This window comes from Jiangella ureilytica (assembly GCF_004348545.1).
GTDB lineage: Bacteria > Actinomycetota > Actinomycetes > Jiangellales > Jiangellaceae > Jiangella > Jiangella ureilytica.
Genome location: NZ_SMKL01000021.1, coordinates 22,012 through 40,179, shown reverse-complemented (window position 1 = coordinate 40,179; position 18,168 = coordinate 22,012). Strand labels below are relative to the sequence as shown.

Here is an 18,168-nt window from a genome sequence, read left to right as displayed (position 1 = left end):
CGCCGCCGCTCGGGATCTCGCGGTCGGCGCGGGGCTCAGTCGTCGGCCCAGGCGCGCAGCACGTGCGCCGCGGCCTCCTCGGCCGTCCAGCCGTAGGCATCGGCCTTGCGCCGCAGCCGCTTGCGGTCGCGCTTGGACAGCGGGACCAGCAGTTCGGCGCCGTCGTCGCCCGCATGTGCCTTCTTCTTGTGTTTCTTGACCGCCTTGGCGACGGCGGTCTCGTCGACGGCGAGCGACGACAGGTGCGTGGCCGTGGCGCGGACGGTGCCGTCGGGCTGACGGACCAGCGCCGGCCGCGGCGCGGGCATGGAGCCGCTCATCGCGACGCCCCCTTCGAGAACGGGCCGGCACCGGACCCGGCGGCGCTCATGACGAGCCCGAGGTAGCCGGCGAAGATGCGGGCCACCTCGCGGGCGCCTGGCGACGGCCAGCGCTGGACCGGCAGCCCGGCGCCCTGTGCGCGCGAGACGGCCGAGCGCTCCGGCAGGACGGGGTCGATGACGAGCTCGCGGTAGGCGGCGATGAGCTCGTCGAGACGGAACCGGTGCTCGGCGGAGCCGGCGCGGAAGCGGTTGACGACGATGCCGGCCGGGCGCAGCCGCAGGTTGTGCGACCGGCGGACGGCGTCGACGGCGTCGAGGGCCTGCTGGGCACCGGCGAGGGCGAACGCCGTCGGCTCCGTGACCACGAGCGCGGCGTCGCTGGCGGCCAGCGCGTTGCGGGTCAGCTCGGCGAGGCTCGGCGGGCAGTCGAGCAGGACGAGGTCGGTGTCGCGCAGGCCGGCGAGCGCGGTGCGCACGTGGTGGCGGCCCGGTACGCCGTCGGGCGGATGGTTGCGCCGCTCGAGCGCAGGTTCGCCGGCGAGGACGCTGACCGGCTCGCCCCAGCCGCTGACGGCGAGGGCGTCGCTGATGGACACCGCGTGGTCGCCGGCCAGGACGTCGTTGGCTGTGAACATCACCTCGCCCGGCGAGAGCACCGTGGTGGCGTTGGCCTGAGGGTCGAGGTCGACGACGACGCAGCGCAGGTGCTGGGCCGCGGCCGCCCCGGCCAGCCCGAGGGTGACTGACGTCTTCCCGACGCCGCCCTTGAGGCTCAGCACGCTCACGACCTGCACCCGGTGATCCTCCCACGATCGAGCACCCGCCGTCAGCGGCCTCAGGGCCGCTGACCTGAGCGGAGCCGGAAAACGAGACGCGGTCGCGATAAGCTCGGAGGTATCAACCCGACCCCGGCAAGTTGCGCGCGACCGATGGCACCACGAGGCCCTAGGTCATTTCGACTTCTGAGTGATGCGAGGAGAGCCGTCCGGTGAGCGACCTCATCGATACGACAGAGATGTACCTCAAGACGATCTTCGAGCTCGAAGAGGAAGGCATCGTCCCTCTCCGGGCGCGCATCGCCGAGCGGCTGCACCAGTCCGGGCCCACCGTCAGCCAGACCGTCGCCCGCATGGAGCGCGACGGCCTGCTCCACGTCGACGAAGACCGCCACCTCGAGCTCTCCGAGAAGGGCCGCCTGCTGGCCATGCGCGTCATGCGCAAGCATCGCCTGGTCGAGCGGCTGCTGGTCGACGTCATCGGGCTCGACTGGGAGCTGGTGCACAACGAGGCCTGCCGCTGGGAGCACGTCGTCTCCGAGGCGGTCGAGCGGCGTCTGGTCGACCTCCTGCACGAGCCGTCGGCCGACCCCTACGGCAACCCCATCCCGGGCCTGGCCGAGCTGGGCAGCGCCACGGTGGTCGAAGACTTCCGCGCCGGTGTCCGGCAACTGCGCCAGGCCGGCACCACTGACGGCGCCGAGGTCACCGTCCGCCACATCGGCGAGCCGCTGCAGGTCGACGAGAAGCTGCTGGCCAGCCTGCGCGAGGCCGAGATCGTGCCGGGCCGCACGGTACGCGCCACCACCACCGACAACGGCATCCAGGTGCGCAGCACCGAGACCGTCGAGCTGTCGGCGGCCGACGCCGCGCACATCTTCGTGAGCGTCCCGTGAGCGCCGGCGAGGTCACGGTCGACGAGCTCGTGGCGCAGTGGAAGGACGGCGCCACCATCGTCGACGTCCGTGAGCCGGGTGAGTACGTCGAGGCGCACATCCCGGGCGTGCAGTTGATCCCCATGGGCTCGGTCATCGAGCAGATCGACGACATCCCCCGCGACCGCACTGTCTACGTGGTCTGCGCGGTCGGCGGGCGCAGCGGGCAGGTGGCCGACTACCTCGACGCCCAGGGCTATGACGTCCGCAACGTCGCCGGTGGCACCAACGCCTGGATCCGCGCCGGGCACCCGGTCGAGACCGGCCTGCCGCAGTAGCAGGCGCGCTCGGAGACATCGAGGAGCGGGCGGCCGTGCGGCCGCCCGCTTCGTCGTTCCCCGGTGACGAGAGGGTGAGGTCAGAGCCGGCGGACGTGCCGCACGAGCATGGCCGGCGTGCCGCGCTTCCCGCGGCCCTGGGGCGCCACGACGCCGGTGATCTCGACGTCGTCGCCGAGCTCGGCGGCGTTGTCGAACGGTCCGAGCAGCTCGAACCGTTCACCGGAGGCGTCGAGCTCGATGAACCCCTCGCGCTGGGCGGGGACGAGCGTGCCGCGGCGAGTGACGGCGGTGAGCGGGTCGGCGAAGTCCGACATGGTCTCGAACTGACTCCTCGTCATGAGCACCGAGTATGGGGTGCGGTTCCGGACCTCGTCCGGTAATTGCCCGGATTGGTCCCACTGCCGCGGGTGACCTAGCTCTCACGCGTCGTGGAAGAGCGCGCTGACCGACTCACCGTTGTGGATCCGCCGGATCGCCTCGGCGAGCAGCGGCGCCACCGAGAGCACCGTCAGCTTCGGGTGCGTCGTGCCGTTCGCCAGCGGCACGGTGTTGGTGCACACGATCTCCTCGACGTCGGGCTGGTCGCCGAGCCGGCGCAGCGCGTCGCCGGCGAACAGCCCGTGCGTGCAGGCGATCCGGATGGACCGCGCGTCGCGCTCGCGCAGCCGGTCCATCAGCTCGATCAGCGTGCTGCCCTTGGCGATCTCGTCGTCGAGCACGATGATGTCGCAGCCGGCGACCTCGCCGATGATCGCGCTGATGGTGACGTTGTCGTCGGCGAACCGCTGCTTCGCCCCGGCCGCCACCGGGACGCCCAGCATGCGCGCGAACGCCGACGCCGGTTTGGCGTTGCCGAGGTCGGGCGAGACGACGACGGTGTTGGAGAGGTCGTGCGCCTGGAAGTGCGCCGCCAGCTCGCGCAGCGCGTGCAGCTGGTCGACCGGGACGCTGAAGAACCCGTGCACCTGCGGCGAGTGCAGCGTCATCGCGAGCACGCGGTTGGCGCCGGCCGTGGTCAGCAGGTCGGCCATGAGCCGGCCGCCGATCGAGATGCGCGGCGCGTCCTTCTTGTCCGAGCGGGCGTAGGCGTAGTGCGGCATGACGACGGTGATGCGCGCGGCCGAGGCGCCCCGGGCGGCGTCGAGCATGAGGAACAGCTCGACCAGGTGCTCCTGCACCGGCGGCACGATGGGCTGGATCAGGAACACGTCGTGCTCGCGGCAGTTGGCCTGCAGCTGCACCTCGAGACAGTCGTTGGCGAAGCGCTGGATGCGGACGGGGTTGAGGGCGGCTCCGAGCTGGGTGCAGATCTCCGCGGCCAGGTCGGGGTGGGCACTTCCGCTGAAGACGGCGATGTCGCGCATGGTCTCAGGCCCTCTCTCGCGTCGTGTCGGCGTGGTTCGGGGGCGTCGTCGGCCGGCTGCGGCTGCCGCCGTTCGGAAGCATTCTCACAGGTGCGGAGGGCGGCCGTCCTGGCCGGCGACGATCGCCGAGACGATCGCGCCCAGCTGGTCCACCTGTTCGGGCGTGAGCGGGTCGAAGAGGATGCTGCGGACCTCCTCGACGTGGCCGGGCGCGGCCGCGGCCAGTACGGCGAACCCGTCGTCGGTGAGCGAGGCGAGGGTCGTGCGGCCGTCGGTCTCGTGCTTGCGGCGGCGTACCCAACCGGCCTGCTCGAGCTTGGCGACGGCGTGCGACAGCCGGCTCGGGGACGAGATGACCACCTTGGCCAGTTGCGACATGGTCAGCTCGCGGTTCGGCGCCTCGGAGAGCATCGCGAGGATGATGTAGTACGCGTGCGGCATGCCGGCGTCGCGCTGCAGTTGCCGGTCGAGCGACGCCCACAGCAGCTGGTTCGCGAGCAGGTAGCTCCGCCACACCCTCTGTTCATCGTCACTCAGCCACCGTGTTGCCTTCACGCCACCAGCATACGATGATAGTTGAGAGTTCAAATTTCTGCGTCGGGCGCGGACGAGGGGACGTGCCCGGCGCAGGCGGACGAGGAGTGGGTCATGGAGGTCAAGGAACTCGGGCACGTCGTGCTCTACGTGCGCGACATCCAGCGCTCGGTGACGTTCTACCGCGACGTGCTGGGCTGGCGGCAGGTGCTGCCGAAGCCCGGCGGCGACGGGTCCGGCCCGCTGCCGGCGCCGTTCGCGATGTTCAACGCGCCGTCCGGCCGCACGCACCACGAGCTGCTGCTCATCGAGGTCGGCCCCGACGCCGCGACGCTACCGGCCGGTCGCCGGGTCGGCATGTACCACTTCGGCCTCAAGATCGGCACATCCGACGAGGAGTTGCGCGAGGCGCTGCGGACGCTGCAGGAAGCCGGTGCGACGGTGCTCGGCGCCACCGACCACGTGGTGACGCACAGCCTGTACATCGCCGACCCGGACGGCAACGAGATCGAGCTCTACGTCGACGTGCCCGGCATGGACTGGGACGACGCGGACCTGCTGGCGTCGCCGCCGCGGGCGCTGCGGCTCTAGCGCACCCGTCCGGACCGGTTCGGTTGGGATCGCGCCGTCGGGGTATCGGCGTCCCGAGCCGGAGGGCACGGGTCCGGCCGCCGAAGGGCGGTGGGCAGGCCCGGCCCGGAAGGATGTGAGCCGGATGGACATCGAACAGTCCTGGAACAACGCGCTCGACGCCGTGATCACCTGGCTGCCGAGGTTCGTGGCGTTCCTGGCGATCCTGCTGATCGGCTGGCTGGTCGCGAAGGCGCTGCGCAAGCTGGTCGATGTGGTTCTCGAGCGGGTCGGCTTCGATCGCGCGGTGGAGCGCGGCGGCGTCCGGCGGGCCCTGGCGCAGTCGAGGTACGACGCCAGTGGCCTGATCGCGACGCTGGTGTACTACGCGGTGCTGCTGCTGGCCCTGCAGATGGCCTTCGGAATCTTCGGGCCCAACCCGGTGAGCGACCTGCTCTCCGACATCGTGGCCTGGCTGCCCCAGGCGGTCGTCGCCGTGGTGATCGTGGTGGTCGCGACGGCGGTGGCGAGCGCGCTCGGCGATCTCGTCGGCAGCGCGCTGAGCGGGCTGAGCTACGGCCGTCTGGTCGCTCGGATCGTGCAGGTCTTCGTCATCGCGCTCGGTGTGATCGCGGCGCTGAACCAGATCGGCGTGGCCACGGCCGTCACCACCCCGGTGCTGATCGCCGTGCTCGCCACCGTCGCCGGCGTGATCATCGTCGGGGTCGGCGGCGGGATGCTGCGGCCGATGGAGCAGCGCTGGGAACGCTGGCTGAGTCGTGCGGAACGCGAGATCCCGGAGGCGCGGACCCGCGGCGAGGCCTACCAGCGCGGCCGCGAGGACGCGCTGCGTGCCCACGAGACGCCGGCAGGGATGCCGCCGTCGGAGCCGCGCGACATGCCGCCGGCGACCGCCGTCCCTCCGGCGGCCACCTCGCCGACCGGCACCAGCAGGCCGGCGACGGGATCGGACGCCCCGTACTCGGGCCCGCCGCGGGAGGAGTATCCGTAGATCGGGCGCGGCGCTCAGGAGAGCGCGGCGTCACCGTCCTCGATGCTGGCCGTGGCCCCCGGGGTCATGGCCAGCAGGCAGACGCCGGCCAGCCGGAGCGACACCCAGTCGTGGCCGCCGGGCCGCCACCCGCGCTCGCGGGCGACGTCCTCGACGCCGCCCGCGTACCCGGCCAGCTCCACCGGCCCCAGGCCGCCGTTGCCGAGGATGAGGATGTCCCGGACCGCTGCGGCGTGCTGGTCGACCTCGGCCAGCAGTCCCGGCGCCCACGCCGGCATCGTCTCCATGCCGATGGAGGCCGCGAGCGACGCGAGCTCCTGACGGGCGCGGGTCGTCTGCCGGTGGGAGGTCAACCACTTCATGGGCGTCCAGGCTACGAACCGCCGGCCCGCACCCGGAAGGGGGGTGACGGGTTCAGGCCCCGAGGGACAGCGTGGCGCGGCGGACCGCCGGCTCGCCCGACGTCGTCGCGCGGTTGCCGGCCGGCTCGGTGACCGGGCCGATGGCGAAGCCGAGCGCGCGCAGGAACGCCTGACCCGCCGGCCAGGCGTCGTGCGCCGTCGCCGTGACCTCCTCGAGGCCGGCCGCGCGTGCCTCGCCGACCAGGACGGACGCGACGGCGGTGCCGAGGCCGCGGCCGCGGTGCGACGGGGCGACGAGGAACTGGCCGACGGCGACGGCGTTGCGGTGCGGGTGCCCCAGCACGGCGTCGACCAGCCCGACGATCTTGTCGCCGTCGCGGACGGTGAACAGCCGCTTGTCCTCGAACGAGCGGCCTTCAGGCAGCGAGTAGAACAGGCCCTGTACGTCGCCGTGGCCCGACGGCCCGCCGGTGACCGCCTCGAACCAGTCGTCGCACGCGGCGAAGAGCTCGAGGATGCCGGGCTCGTCGTCGGGCTCGATCTGTTCGCGCACGACGATGGGGCCGTAGTCGGTGGCGACGGTCCAGATCACCCGTCCCAGCTTAGAGGCAGCCGACCGCATGGTCCCAGGTGGCCGCGAGTCCCGCGAGGGAAAGGAGGGCAGTGGCGGGCGTCGGAACCGGGAGCCGGCGTCGGACGTCTGATCATCGTGAGGATGGATCGGCTGTTCACGACCGTCGCTGCCGCGGCGGTCCTGCTGCTCGCGGGCTGCGGCAGCGACGTCCCGGCGACGGGCGGCGACGATCCGACGTCGGAGGTGACACCGACCGGCGGGCCGAGTGCGTCGCCGGGGCTGCCCACCGACGACCCGGGCCTGCCCACTGACGGCCCCACCGAACCCGGCCAGGGCGACCCGACCGGTCCGTCCGGCGACCCCACCACCCCCGGCGGCGAGCCGCAGCCGAACCCGTCCGGCACCGAGGCGCCCGTGCCGCAGCCCACCACGCTGCCCGGCTCCACCGAGCTGACCGGCTTCCCCGAGGCCGGGGTCGAGTCCGGCTGCTGGCTGCTCGACGGCTACCTCCTGCTCGGCGGCGACCAGGAGCTCATCGCGTCGGGCCGCGAGGTGCAGGTCACCGGGACCGTCGACGAGACCCTCATGACCACCTGCCAGCAGGGCACGCCGTTCCGCGTCGACAGTGTCGTGGGCATCGAGCCCTCCAGCTGACCCCGACGGGACCCGGGGACAGCGAACGGCCGGGGCGGTCCGTGTGGACCGCCCCGGCCGTTCTCATGTGCTCATCCGCGACGCGGATCAGGCGGCGCGCTGCACCTCGATGCGCGTGGGCGAGGTGCCCGCGTAGACGCCCGCCACGGTGACGGTCAGGACGCCGGCGTCGTAGCTCGCGCTGACGGCGCTCGGGTCGACGGTGACCGGCAGGGCGACGGTGCGGCGGAAGTTGCCGTACCGGACCTCACGGACCCGGCGGCCGGCGGTCTTCTCGTCGCGGGTGTCCTGGCGCTCGCCGCGAACGACCAGCCGCCGCCCCTCGACCTCGACGGTGACGTCCTTCTCCGGGTCGATGCCCGGCAGGTCGAAGCGGGCCACCAGGTCGTCGCCCTCGCGAGCGACGTCGGCGGCGGGCGCGAAGCCCTTGGCGGAGCCGGCGGTGACGGGGGCGTCCCAGAACGTGCGGAACAGCCGGTCGACGTCGGCGAACGGTACGAGTGTGGTGCTCATGGCGACTCTCCTTCGTGATCGAGTACCTGGGATCACCAGGTCTGACACGCATAACTTGAGTCGACCTCGCTCAATTCCCGTCGTTCGCCGTGGGCGATCCGCCGCAGGTCGAGTCCTCGATGGCGGGTTCTGGTCCCCGCCCGGTTGGGAGGGAACCCACCCTACGGGCGGGCGCCGACAGCGCCGATGCGGCGGCGTCGCTGCGCGGCAGGTGACCGGGACGAGCGGAGCGTGGCCCGCCTGCGCATTCGAGGTTCGCCGGGCCTCGATGCGGCGCCGGGAGGGAGTTTTCCCCGCTCTGGCGGGTGAAAGTCCCTCGCGACGAGCGCAGCGGCTCGGGCGCGCAGCGGCGGGTGACCGTCGGCTCCCCTGCTTGCCGCGGTGAGGTCGTCGGCGGCGGCGCCCGTGCTCGTCTCGGGGGTGACCGCCGGCGCCCGTGCTTCGACTCGGTGGGGTGGTCGGCGGCTCGGGTGCGCGCGGCGGGTGGCCGATGGCTCGGGTCTACGCCGCCGCGCGGTGGCCGAGGTGGACGCTCCTCGCGCTGAGCGAGTACACGTCGTCGCGGCGACCGAGCCAGGCGTCGTCGCCGGGGTCGAGCAGCCGGTCCCAGGCCGCCTTGTCGGGCGGTCGCAGCTCGCCGTCTGCGTGTGCGCGGTCGACGCGGTGACGCAGGCTCTGCAGCACCGAGCCGAGGTCCTGATCGCTCAGCGGGAGCGGGCGCTCGAACGTGAACGTCCGGGTGGCGACGTCGACGAGGCCGGCGCGGCGCAGGGCCGTCGGCCAGCCGTACGGCATCGGCACGCTGCCCGGCACGCCGGCGCGCATGCGGGTGAACCAGCGGTCCTCGGCGGCCTCCAGCCGCACCTCCAGGCCCGGCTCGCCGACCCCGACGTCCCAGGGCAGGTGGCGGGCGGAGAGCCCGCCCTCGGCCAGCGCCAGCCGGCCGCCCGGCGCCAGCAGAGCGGCCAGCGCGTCGATCGCGGCCTGCTGGTCGGCGAGGTGATGGATCGACGACGACGCCCAGACGATGTCCGCGCCGTGCGCGACCGCCGGCAGTACGTTGAGGTCGGTGTCGAGATCGGCGCGGAGCAGCCGGATGTGGCCGTCGTCGACGCCGGTCTCGGTGATGCGCCGCCGGGCGGCGTCGAGCACGTTGCCGTCCACGTCGACGCCGACGACGAACGCCGCGGGCGGTAGCGCCGCACCCAGTGCGACGGCCATGCCGGCGCCGCCGCAGCCGATGTCGACGGCCAGCCGGTCGCTGGGTCTGGCCAGCTCGCGGGCGACGGACGCGTACCAGGCGGCGTCGTCGGCGACGGCGGCGCACAGCCGGTCGGCCTCTTCGGCCCAGTTGATGACGATGGTCTGGTGGTTCATGGCGCGGCCCCCTCGACGCCCTTGCCTGAGAATCACTCTCAGTCAAGCACGCGCAGAGCGACGGGGGAAGCCATTATGCGTGCCACGCAAGAATCGTGGCGGCCCGGCGGGTCAGCCGCAGCCGCAGGCGCCGCCGCAGCATCCGCCGCCGCCACCGGCCGGAGCGGCACCGGCGCGGCCGGACAGCCCCACGGTGGTGAGCAGCTTGACGGTGTCGGCGTGGCCGGCCGGGCAGGGCGCCGGGGCGCTCGCCGCGGCCATGGGCCGGACGACGTCGAAGGTCGAGCCGCAGGCGCGGCAGCGGAACTCGTAGGTCGGCACGGTTCGAGGATACCGGCCGAGCCCCGGCCTCGGGGAATGCCGCGGCCCGCCGTGGCGTTGTTGAGAATGACATTCAGAAGGAGGTCGTCGTGAAGAAGAACATCCACCCCGAGTACCGGCCGGTGGTCTACCGCGACGCCGAGGCGGGCCTCGCGTTCCTGACCCGCTCGACCGCGCGTACCGAGCAGACCGTCGCGTGGGAGGACGGGAACACCTACCCCGTCGTCGACGTGCAGATCTCGTCGGCCAGCCACCCGTTCTACACGGGCAAGGCGCGAGTCCTGGACTCCGCGGGCCAGGTCGAGAAGTTCCGGCGGCGCTACAGCGCCGGGTCGGCGGCCCGAGCGAGCAGGTAGGAGCGCTCCACGTCGTTGGCGGTCGAGGCGGCGGCTTCCGCAAAGGAGGCCGCCGCCTCGGCGTTCCGGCCCAGCCGCCGCAGCAGGTCGGCGCGGACCGCCGGCACGCCGTAGTACCCGTGCAGCCGCGGGTCGGCGGCCAGCGCCGTCACCTCGTCCAGAGCCGCGGCCGGCCCGGCGACGTGCGACCACGCGGCCGCCCGCGCCAACGCCGTCACGGGTGACGGCGCCACGGCCAGCAGCAGGTCGTAGAGCGCCACGACCTGCGTCCAGTCCGTCGCCTCGTAGGACGGCGCCTCCGAGTGCACCGCGGCGATCGCGGCGTGCAGCGCGTACGGACCGGCCCGTCCCGGCGACGATCGCCGCATGGCCCGCCCGGCCAGCGCACACCCGTCCTCGATCAGCGCCGGGTCCCAGAGCGAACGGTCTTGTGCGGACAGCGGCATCAGACCACCCTCGGTGTCCAGCCGGGCCGCGCTCCGGGCCGCCGCCAGCCGCACCGTCGCGAGCAGGCCCAGCACCTCCGCCTCGTCCGGCATCAGCTCCGCCAGCACCTCGGCCAGTTCCGTCGCCGTCCGCACCAGCTCCGGGCGCCGCAGCGAATCGCCGCGCGAGGCCGTGTGGCCCTCGGTGAGCAGCAGCGACACGACGGCGAGCGCCGCGGGCAAGCGGTCGGGCAGCTCGTGCGCCGCCGGCACGCGGTACGGGATGCCCGCGGCCTGGATCTTCTTCTTCGCCCGGGTCAGCCGGGCCGCCATGGTCGGCTGAGTCACCAGGAAGAGCCGGGCGACGTCCGGCGTCGGCACGCCGCAGACCAGCCGCAGCGTCAGTGCGACCCGGGCCGGCAGGGCGAGCGCCGGGTGGCAGCAGGTGAAGATCAGCCGCAGCCGTTCGTCCTCGATCGGCTCCACGTCCGCCGGTGCGTCGTCGCCGGGCACGATGAGCAGCGGCAGCTTGCGGGCCAGCGTCCGCTCCCGCCGCAGCGCGTCCAGGGCACGGTTGCGGGCGACCGTGGTCAGCCAGGCGGTCGTGTCGGCCGGCACGCCCTGATCCGGCCAGAGCTCGAGGGCCGCGGCGAATGCCTCCTGGACGGCGTCCTCCGCGGCATCGAGGTCTCGGGTGACGCGCACCACCGTCGCCAGGACCCGTCCCCAGCCCCGGCGGTGCGCGTCGGCGACCGCGTCCGTCAGCTCGTCGCGTCCCACAGCGGCCGGATCTCCGTGCCGGTGCCGGTGGGGCAGTGCCGGGCGATCTCGACGGCGTCGTCGAGATCGGCCGCCTCGACGATGTAGAAGCCGGCCAGGTTCTCCTTGAGCTCGACGTACGGGCCGTCCGTGACGAGCATGTCCCGGTCCGGGCCGGCCGGCCGCAGCGTGGTGGCCGTCGTCGACGGCCGCAGCGCCGCGCCGTAGTGCTCGATGCCGCGGCTGTTCAGATAGGCGATGAACGCCGCGTGCTCGTCCAGGGCCGCCGTGCGCTCGGCCTCGGGCACCGCGTCCCAGTCGGTGTCCTGTTCGAACAGCATGAGCATGTACCTCATGACGCCTCGTCCTTCCCTCTCGGTGGCTGTCTATCACCCTTGACGAACGAGGCGTCCCCGAATCGACATAGGCTCGGCGGCAACGACTGGAGGTGCGATGAGCGAGCAGGTCGATGTGGTCGTTCTGGGGCTCGGCGTGGGCGGCGAGCACGTCGCTGGAACACTGGCCGAGAACGGGCTGAACGTGGTCGGCATCGAGGGCCGGCTGGTGGGCGGCGAGTGCCCCTACTACGCCTGCGTCCCCACCAAGATGATGGTGCGGGCGGCCGACCTGCTGGCCGAGACGCGGCGGGTCGACGGCATGGCCGGGCACGCCGAGGTCACGCCCGACTGGGCGCCGGTCGCCGCGCGCATCCGCGACGAGGCCACCGACGACTGGAACGACCAGGTCGCCGTCGACCGCCTCGTCGGCAAGGGCGCACGCTTCGTCCGGGGCTGGGGGCGTCTCGCCGGTCCGGGCCGGGTCGAGGTCGACGGGACGGTGTACGAGGCGAGCCGCGGGGTGGTCATCGGCACCGGGTCGGCGCCGCTCGTCCCGCCCATCGACGGCATCGAGGGCACGCCGTACTGGACCAACCGCGACGCCGTCCAGATCAAGGAGCTGCCCGAGTCGATGGTCGTGCTCGGCGGCGGCCCCGTCGGGCTCGAGCTGACGCAGGCGTTCGCCCGGTTCGGCGTGCGGGTCACCGTCGTCGAGATGGCCGAGCGGCTGCTGCCCAGCGAGGAGCCCGAGTCCGGCGAGCTGGCGGCCCGCGTGCTCGAGGCCGAGGGCATCGACGTACGGGTGGGCTCGGGTGCTGAGTCGGTGCGCCACGACGGCGAGCGGTTCACCGTCACGCTCGCCGACGGCACCGAGGTCGGCGCCGAGCGGCTGCTGGTGGCGGTCGGCCGCTACTGCGACCTCGGGGCCATCGGGGCCGACACCGTGGGGCTGGACCCGTCGGCGAAGTTCGTCGAGGTCGACGACCGCCTGAGGGCCGGCGACGGGCTGTGGGCGGTCGGCGACGTCGCCGGGCACGGCGCGTTCACGCACCTGGCCATGTACCAGGGCGACATCGTCATCCGCGACATCCTCGGCCAGGACGGCCCGCCGGCCGACTACCGCGCGCTGCCCCGGGTGACGTTCACCGATCCCGAGATCGGCGCCGTCGGCCTCACCGAGGCGCAGGCGCGCGACTCCGGACTCACCGTGCGCACCGGCAGCACGCAGGTGCCGTCCACCTCGCGCGGCTGGATCCACAAGGCCGGCAACGACGGCTTCATCAAGCTCGTCGCCGACACCGACCAGGGCGTGCTGGTGGGTGCCACGTCGGCCGGGCCCACCGGCGGCGAGGTGCTCGGCGCGCTGGCCGTCGCGGTGCACGGCCGCGTCCCGGTCGAGCAGCTGAAGCACATGATCTACGCCTACCCGACCATCCACCGCGGCATCGGCGACGCGCTGCGCGAGCTCTGAGCGCCCCTCCGGTCAGTCCGGCGGCGACCACCGCCCGCACCGCGCGGCCCCTGGTGGCGAACCAGACCTCGCCGGTGATCACCAGCTGGGTCGCGGCCAGGCGCTGCGCCGTGACGTCGGCGCGGATCCCCGGTCTCCATCAGCCCGCCGCAGGCGATGATCATGGCGACGCCGAAGGCGAGCGCCACTAGGGTGCCCGCGAAGCCCCCTCGGCGAGAGCGGAGACTACGCAGTGGGAGCGCGTACATTCCTCACGCTCCCGGTTCGGTGCCCGGGTGGTTGCTGCTGCATGGTGAGGACGCTACGGAGGTTCGCGGCCGGGCCCCATGGGGCTGACCAGTGCCCGGAGGTGAGGCTAGCCCCACCGACGAGGATCTACTGCAACCACGCCATCGGGTCGGTGAAGTCGCCGTTCACCAGCACCTCGAAGTGCAGGTGGCAGCCCGTCGAGGACCCGGTGGTGCCGACCCGCCCGATGAGATCGCCGGCGGCCACCGACTGCCCGGGGCTGGAGCTGAAGGCCGACAGGTGGTTGTACGTCGTGGTGACGTCCATGCCGTCGATGGTGCCGTGGGAGACCTCGATGCGGTTGCCGTAGGCGCCCTCGTAGCCGGTCGACTCGACGGTGCCGGGGTAGGCCGCGTAGACCGGCGAGCCGCAGGCGGCGCCGAAGTCGGTGCCGCTGTGCAGCTTGTACACGCCGGTCACGGGGTGCACCCGCATGCCGTACGGCGACGTGATGCGGCCGCTCGACGGGTACTGGAAGACGCCGCTGCCCGACGGCGGCGGGCTGTCGGTGGAGCCGCCACCGCCGCCGCTGCCCTCGCCGCGGTCGGGCTGGTTCTGCGCCTCTTCGCGCTCCTCGGCCGCCTGCTCGGCGGCCGCATGGATGTCGCGCATCGTGCGCAGCTGCTCGCTGGCCTCGTCCATGGCGGTCGCGGCTTCGTCGAGGGCGGCCTGGGCCTGGGCGTTCAGCTGGGCGGCGGAGTCGGCCGCCACCTGCGCGGCGGCGGCGTGGCCATCGGCGCGCGCGGTGGCGTCGGTGGCGTTGGCCTGCGACTCGGCCGCCTCGGCGAGCACGCCGTCCTGGACCCGCATGAGGTCCTGGACACCGGCCGCCCGGGCCTGGAACTCCTCGGGGTCGCCGATGCCGAGCTGCATGATGCTGCTGAGCTCGGTGTTGGTCATGTAGGCGTGCGCGGCTAGCCGGCCCAGCGTCTCGCGGGCGGACGTGGCCGCCGCGGCGGCGTCGGTGCTCTCGCCGCGGGCGCGGTCGGCGCGGGCCGTGGCCTGCTCCGCGGCCGCCTGGGCGTCGACGGCGGCCTGGCTGGCCTGCTCGGCCCGCTGCTCGGCCGCCCGCCGCGTCTGCTGGGCCTGTTCGAAGGCAGCCTGCGCCGCCTCCAAGTCGGCCTGCGCCTCCGCGACGGAGGGCGTGGACTCGGCACGGAGGTCGGGTGCGGCCGTCGACGCCGTGATGCCCCAAGCGAGGCAACAAGCGGTGACGGCTACAGCCACGACCGGCCCCAGTGATTGTCTCGTCACTCGGGGCCCTTCCTGTCTGCGGTCATCGGCGGCTACTGTAAGCGGGCTTTGCCCGGTTTTACAACCAATAGCTGTAATCCGAGGGAGCTCTCATGCTCGACGCAGGGGCCGAGCTCGAGGTGGCCTTGCGGCCTCTGACCTGGCCAGATGCCGAACTCATGGCCGGTGGCGGCAACTACTTGAGAACCTCTGGATCCTGGATCTATACCGCCTCTCGCCAGCCCGTTCCCGGTGCGACGGACGTCACGTTCGGACGGCGCTATGCGGGCGCCCTGCGCGTCGCCCGCGACGACGGCGAGTTCGTCCTGCTGGACCGGGCCTGGCTGGAGGGCCCCGAGGCGCGGCCGGAACTGCGCTGGTGCATCCCGCTGGGCACGCTCTCGCTGAACCCCGCCGAACCCCTGGCGGTGCCGATCGACGAGATCGCGGCGCGGTCCGCCGTCGTCGTCGGGCTGTCGGCGCCGGAGCTCGACCCGGAGGCCCTGCTGACGGCGTCGGCGATCGCCCGGCTGCTCGGCGTCAGCCGCAGCACCGTCAACGCCTACCACGCCCGGCACCAGATGCCCCCGCCCGTCGCGACGCTGAACAACCGGCTGCCGCTCTGGACCCGGCCGGTCATCGACCACTGGGCCGCGCGCCAGACCCGCCGGCGCCGCTCCGCCCTCTGACCCCTCCGGCTCACGCGAGCAGCGCGTCGACGGCTGCCGGCGCGTAGACGTGCCCGGTGACCAGCGCGGCCATGCCGACGGCAGCAGGGTGGCGGGCCGTGCTCGCGACGATCTCGAGGTCGCCGGTCAGCCGCTCCAGCGCGTCGGCCCGCACGGCCGCCGTCACCTCGTCGACCACCACCGGCAGCCGTCCCAGCGATCCGCCGAGCACGATGGTCTGCGGGTTCACCAGTGCCACGAGCCCGGCCAGCGTCCGGCCCAGCAGCCGGGCGCCGTCGCGGAGGTCGCCGGACGCCGCCAGCCGCGCGGCCAGGTCGTCCGACGACGACGGTGTGACGCCGCGGCGCCGCAGCAGCGCATAGCCCGACGCGAACGCCGCCAGGCACCCCGTGCGCCCGCACCGGCAGAGCGGAGCGGCGTCATCACCTGTCACCCGGATGTGGCCGATGTCGCCGGCCGCGCCGTCGAACCCGCACAGCAGTGCCCCGTCGAGCACGACCCCGGCGCCGATGCCGTGCGCGTACTTCACCGCGACCAGCGGCGTCGTGCCGGGGCGGTCGGCGGCCTCGCCGAGGGCGTGCGCCCGGGCGTCGTTCTCGAGCAGTACGGGCACCGGCCACCGGGCGGCGATGGCGGCGGCGATGGGGAAGCCGTCCCAGCCGGGCATGACCGTCGCCGGGCGGAGCAGCCCCGTGACGGGCGAGACGGGTCCGGGCAGCGCGACGCCCACGCCGACCAGCGTCTCGGCCGCACCCGCCGCCAGCAGCGCGTCGCCCGCGTCGCACGCCGTCGTCAGCACCGAGTCCGGTGGCCCGGCGACGTCGACCGCCAGCTCGCGCTCGCGCAGGCTCCGCCCGGCGAGGTCGGTGACGGCGACCCGGGCGGTGTGGTGGTCGAGGTCGAGGACGAGGACCACGCGGCCCTGGTCGGCGAAGCGGATCAGGGCCGCCGGGCGGCCACCGGTCGGTCCGGCCGGGCCCGCCTCGTGCACGAGTCCGGCCCGGAACAGTGGGTCGAGCCGCTCGAACAGCGTCATGCGCGACAGCCCGGTCTCGGCCAGCAGCTGCTGGCGGGTCCAGTCGTCGCGCGACCGGATGACCTGCAGCAGCCGGCCGGGTGAGCTGCCGGGCGTCGCCGCCGGCCGGCCGGTGGTGCGCAGCGCCGTCACGGGCCATCCCCTTACGTCCAGCGAGTTGACAAAACCAGGACGATACCGAAACCTGGTCGGGTCGGACATCCCTGATGTGGCGTGAAGGAGGCGCGGTGCTGGTCCCGGTCAGCGACGTGGGGCTCGGCGACCGCGCGGCCGAGGTGCTGCGCCGCAACGACCTCGGCTCCATGACGGCGGCCGCGCCGCGGCTCTACCCGCACATGTGGAGCTGGGACTCCGCGCTCATCGCCGTCGGGCTGGCCCAGCTGTCGGTGCCGCGCGCCGTCACCGAGCTGCGCACGCTGCTGCGCGCCCAGTGGTCCACGGGGATGATCCCGCACATCGTGTTCTCCGAGGGCGACGGCTACTTCCCCGGCCCGGAGCGGTGGGGCACCCAGGCCGCGGCGGCCGCGCCCGGCTCCGTCCGGACGTCGGGCATCTGCCAGCCGCCGGTGCACGCCGTCGCGGTGCGCCGCATCGTCGACGCCGGCCGTCGTGCCGGCGGAGCGGCGCGCGAGGAGGCCGAGGCGTTCGTCCGCGACACGTTCGGGGCCTGGCTGGCCTGGCACCGCTGGCTCGCGACGGCGCGCGACCCCGACCGCCGCGGCCTGGTCGAGATCTACCACGGCTGGGAGAGCGGCATGGACAACTCGCCGCGCTGGGACCGGCCGTACGCCGCCGTCGTCCCCGGTGCGGAGCTGCCCTCGTTCGTCCGCACCGACGTCGACCACGTCGGCGATGCGGGCGAGCGGCCCACCGATGCCGAATACGGCCGCTACCTGTGGCTGGTCGAGCAGCTGCGCCGGGTCGACTACGACGACGACGCCGCCCGCGACGTGGTCGGCTTCCGGGTCGCCGATGTGTTCACCTCGGCCATCCTCGCGGTGGCCAGCGACGAGCTGGCCGTTCTCGGTGAGGAGCTCGGGGCCGGCACCGCCGGCGACGTGGCCGAGCTGCGCGAGCTGGCCGCCCGGTTCCGCGCCGGCGTGCTGTCGACGGTGTCGCCGTCGACGGGGCTCGCCCGCGACCTCGACCGCCGCTCCGGGGAGTGGATCGAGACCGAGACGGTGGCCGGCTTCGCGCCGCTGCTGTGCGGCCCCGACGAACGCCAGCGCGAGCTGTTCTGGGGCGAGCGCTGGTGCGGCCACCCCGCGCTGGCCCACCCGCTCCCGCCGACGGTGTCGCCGTCGGACCCCGGCCTGCAGCCGCGCGCGTACTGGCGCGGCCCGGTCTGGCCGATCGTGTCGTGGCTGTTCGGCTGGGCCTTCGAACGCCAAGGCGATCACGACGGCGCCGGCCGGCTGCGCGAGGCCTCGCTCCGGCAGCTCGCCGCGGGCGACTTCGGCGAGTACTACGAGCCGTTCACCGGCGAGCCGCTGGGCAGCCTGCACCAGTCCTGGACCGCCGCGGTGACCCTCGACTGGCTGGCGCAGCCGGGCCGGCGCTGACCGCACCTCGAGGATGGTGTCCAGCGTGCCTTGGCGGGGCCCGCGCGAGGGCGGTTCGGCAGGTGCGCCGAGAACGCGTCGCCGGCGAGGGGGCGCGCACGTCGCCGGTGGGCGCTCATGGAGCTGCTCGCGCCAGGACCCGGTTGCAGGCCGGAGTGCTCACCGCGGAACTGACGGTCCCCGCTCGGGATGACAGCCCCGAATTCCCATGATCGAATAACCGGCAGGGTTATACGGGATCGCCTTCTAGATCACCACGATCCTCTCGTCCGAGTACTCCATCGGGTGTTCGGACCATATTGCTCCAAGATCCGACATACGTCGCGATGCGTACTTAGTCTGCGAAGAACCGCAGGTGAACGGGGTGTTCGCCGCCAAGCAGGCCAGACGCGAGGGAGCCTGATGAACGAGCTGT

Annotated in this window: 23 protein-coding genes; 9 read left to right on the top strand and 14 right to left on the bottom strand. The window is 73.4% G+C overall.

The window, feature by feature from the left end; all coding sequences use genetic code 11:
- Nucleotides 1-35 precede the first annotated feature (35 nt).
- Nucleotides 36-320: a hypothetical protein gene (locus E1212_RS11550; RefSeq protein WP_131982481.1), complete on the bottom strand. Its 285-nt coding sequence runs from the start codon at nt 318-320 to the stop codon at nt 36-38.
- Entirely contained in the window at nt 317-1,117 is an 801-nt protein-coding gene (locus tag E1212_RS11545) for a ParA family protein (RefSeq protein WP_203416759.1), read from the bottom strand. The genes E1212_RS11550 and E1212_RS11545 overlap by 4 nt, the downstream gene beginning before the upstream one ends.
- Nucleotides 1,118-1,311: 194 nt before the next feature.
- Between E1212_RS11545 and E1212_RS11540 the strand changes: the two genes are divergently transcribed.
- Together E1212_RS11540 and E1212_RS11535 are read left to right on the top strand one after the other, a co-directional pair.
- Nucleotides 1,312-1,995 (top strand): iron-dependent transcriptional repressor DtxR, encoded by a 684-nt coding sequence (locus E1212_RS11540; protein WP_131982479.1) that lies wholly within the window; start codon nt 1,312-1,314, stop codon nt 1,993-1,995.
- Nucleotides 1,992-2,312: a rhodanese-like domain-containing protein gene (locus E1212_RS11535; protein WP_131982477.1), complete on the top strand. Its 321-nt coding sequence runs from the start codon at nt 1,992-1,994 to the stop codon at nt 2,310-2,312. The genes E1212_RS11540 and E1212_RS11535 overlap by 4 nt, the downstream gene beginning before the upstream one ends.
- 80 nt (nt 2,313-2,392) lie before the next feature.
- Here E1212_RS11535 and E1212_RS11530 read toward each other — a convergent pair whose 3' ends face one another.
- The 3 genes from E1212_RS11530 to E1212_RS11520 form a co-directional block, all read right to left on the bottom strand.
- Nucleotides 2,393-2,653, bottom strand: a complete 261-nt coding sequence (locus E1212_RS11530) for a hypothetical protein (RefSeq protein ID WP_131982475.1) — start codon at nt 2,651-2,653, stop codon at nt 2,393-2,395.
- 81 nt (nt 2,654-2,734) lie between these two features.
- Complete coding sequence (locus E1212_RS11525; RefSeq protein WP_131982473.1) at nt 2,735-3,679, bottom strand: ribose-phosphate diphosphokinase; 945 nt, start codon at nt 3,677-3,679, stop codon at nt 2,735-2,737.
- An 84-nt stretch (nt 3,680-3,763) separates the two neighbouring features.
- Entirely contained in the window at nt 3,764-4,234 is a 471-nt protein-coding gene (locus tag E1212_RS11520) for a MarR family winged helix-turn-helix transcriptional regulator (protein ID WP_131982471.1), read from the bottom strand.
- Between the two features lie 93 nt (nt 4,235-4,327).
- On the opposite strand from E1212_RS11520, the gene E1212_RS11515 reads away from it, so the two are divergent.
- Together E1212_RS11515 and E1212_RS11510 are read left to right on the top strand one after the other, a co-directional pair.
- Nucleotides 4,328-4,804, top strand: coding sequence for a VOC family protein (locus E1212_RS11515; protein WP_131982469.1), 477 nt, complete (start codon nt 4,328-4,330; stop codon nt 4,802-4,804).
- A 124-nt stretch (nt 4,805-4,928) separates the two neighbouring features.
- Entirely contained in the window at nt 4,929-5,795 is an 867-nt protein-coding gene (locus E1212_RS11510) for a mechanosensitive ion channel family protein (RefSeq protein ID WP_131982467.1), read from the top strand.
- 14 nt (nt 5,796-5,809) lie between these two features.
- Here the strand turns inward: E1212_RS11510 and E1212_RS11505 are convergent, their stop codons facing one another.
- Both E1212_RS11505 and E1212_RS11500 read right to left on the bottom strand, forming a co-directional pair.
- Complete coding sequence (locus E1212_RS11505; protein ID WP_131982465.1) at nt 5,810-6,157, bottom strand: DUF6401 family natural product biosynthesis protein; 348 nt, start codon at nt 6,155-6,157, stop codon at nt 5,810-5,812.
- 52 nt (nt 6,158-6,209) lie between these two features.
- Nucleotides 6,210-6,749 carry a GNAT family N-acetyltransferase gene (locus E1212_RS11500; RefSeq protein WP_162605427.1) on the bottom strand — a complete coding sequence of 180 codons (540 nt, stop codon included), beginning with the start codon at nt 6,747-6,749 and terminating at the stop codon, nt 6,210-6,212.
- Nucleotides 6,750-6,872: 123 nt separating this feature from the next.
- Between E1212_RS11500 and E1212_RS11495 the strand changes: the two genes are divergently transcribed.
- Complete coding sequence (locus E1212_RS11495) at nt 6,873-7,385, top strand: hypothetical protein (protein ID WP_131982461.1); 513 nt, start codon at nt 6,873-6,875, stop codon at nt 7,383-7,385.
- A gap of 87 nt (nt 7,386-7,472) precedes the next feature.
- Here the strand turns inward: E1212_RS11495 and E1212_RS11490 are convergent, their stop codons facing one another.
- The 3 genes from E1212_RS11490 to E1212_RS11480 all read right to left on the bottom strand — a co-directional run bounded on the left by E1212_RS11490 (nt 7,473) and on the right by E1212_RS11480 (nt 9,596).
- Nucleotides 7,473-7,898, bottom strand: a complete 426-nt coding sequence (locus E1212_RS11490) for an Hsp20/alpha crystallin family protein (protein WP_131982459.1) — start codon at nt 7,896-7,898, stop codon at nt 7,473-7,475.
- Between the two features lie 501 nt (nt 7,899-8,399).
- Nucleotides 8,400-9,275, bottom strand: coding sequence for a methyltransferase (locus E1212_RS11485; RefSeq protein ID WP_131982457.1), 876 nt, complete (start codon nt 9,273-9,275; stop codon nt 8,400-8,402).
- Nucleotides 9,276-9,386: 111 nt separating this feature from the next.
- Nucleotides 9,387-9,596 carry an FmdB family zinc ribbon protein gene (locus tag E1212_RS11480; protein ID WP_131982455.1) on the bottom strand — a complete coding sequence of 70 codons (210 nt, stop codon included), beginning with the start codon at nt 9,594-9,596 and terminating at the stop codon, nt 9,387-9,389.
- 89 nt (nt 9,597-9,685) lie between these two features.
- On the opposite strand from E1212_RS11480, the gene E1212_RS11475 reads away from it, so the two are divergent.
- On the top strand, nt 9,686-9,952 hold the full coding sequence (locus tag E1212_RS11475) for a type B 50S ribosomal protein L31 (protein ID WP_131982453.1): 267 nt from the start codon (nt 9,686-9,688) through the stop codon (nt 9,950-9,952).
- Here the strand turns inward: E1212_RS11475 and E1212_RS11470 are convergent.
- Together E1212_RS11470 and E1212_RS11465 are read right to left on the bottom strand one after the other, a co-directional pair.
- On the bottom strand, nt 9,916-11,157 hold the full coding sequence (locus E1212_RS11470) for an RNA polymerase sigma factor (RefSeq protein WP_131982451.1): 1,242 nt from the start codon (nt 11,155-11,157) through the stop codon (nt 9,916-9,918). The genes E1212_RS11475 and E1212_RS11470 overlap by 37 nt on opposite strands.
- Nucleotides 11,139-11,492 carry a YciI family protein gene (locus E1212_RS11465; protein ID WP_131982449.1) on the bottom strand — a complete coding sequence of 118 codons (354 nt, stop codon included), beginning with the start codon at nt 11,490-11,492 and terminating at the stop codon, nt 11,139-11,141. The genes E1212_RS11470 and E1212_RS11465 overlap by 19 nt, the downstream gene beginning before the upstream one ends.
- 97 nt (nt 11,493-11,589) lie before the next feature.
- Here E1212_RS11465 and E1212_RS11460 point away from each other — a divergent pair, with 97 nt between their 5' ends.
- A complete protein-coding gene (locus tag E1212_RS11460) occupies nt 11,590-12,945 on the top strand; it encodes a dihydrolipoyl dehydrogenase family protein (protein WP_131982447.1) in 1,356 nt (451 codons plus the stop codon).
- A 375-nt stretch (nt 12,946-13,320) separates the two neighbouring features.
- On the opposite strand, the gene E1212_RS11455 is transcribed toward E1212_RS11460, so the two are convergent.
- A complete protein-coding gene (locus E1212_RS11455; RefSeq protein ID WP_131982445.1) occupies nt 13,321-14,460 on the bottom strand; it encodes a M23 family metallopeptidase in 1,140 nt (379 codons plus the stop codon).
- Between the two features lie 119 nt (nt 14,461-14,579).
- Between E1212_RS11455 and E1212_RS11450 the strand changes: the two genes are divergently transcribed.
- Nucleotides 14,580-15,155, top strand: coding sequence for a helix-turn-helix transcriptional regulator (locus tag E1212_RS11450; RefSeq protein WP_131982443.1), 576 nt, complete (start codon nt 14,580-14,582; stop codon nt 15,153-15,155).
- Nucleotides 15,156-15,165: 10 nt separating this feature from the next.
- Here the strand turns inward: E1212_RS11450 and E1212_RS11445 are convergent, their stop codons facing one another.
- Entirely contained in the window at nt 15,166-16,323 is a 1,158-nt protein-coding gene (locus E1212_RS11445) for an ROK family transcriptional regulator (protein ID WP_162605426.1), read from the bottom strand.
- Between the two features lie 74 nt (nt 16,324-16,397).
- On the opposite strand from E1212_RS11445, the gene ggh reads away from it, so the two are divergent.
- Nucleotides 16,398-17,753 (top strand): glucosylglycerate hydrolase, encoded by a 1,356-nt coding sequence (ggh, locus tag E1212_RS11440; protein ID WP_131982439.1) that lies wholly within the window; start codon nt 16,398-16,400, stop codon nt 17,751-17,753.
- The last annotated feature ends 415 nt before the right edge of the window (nt 17,754-18,168 follow it).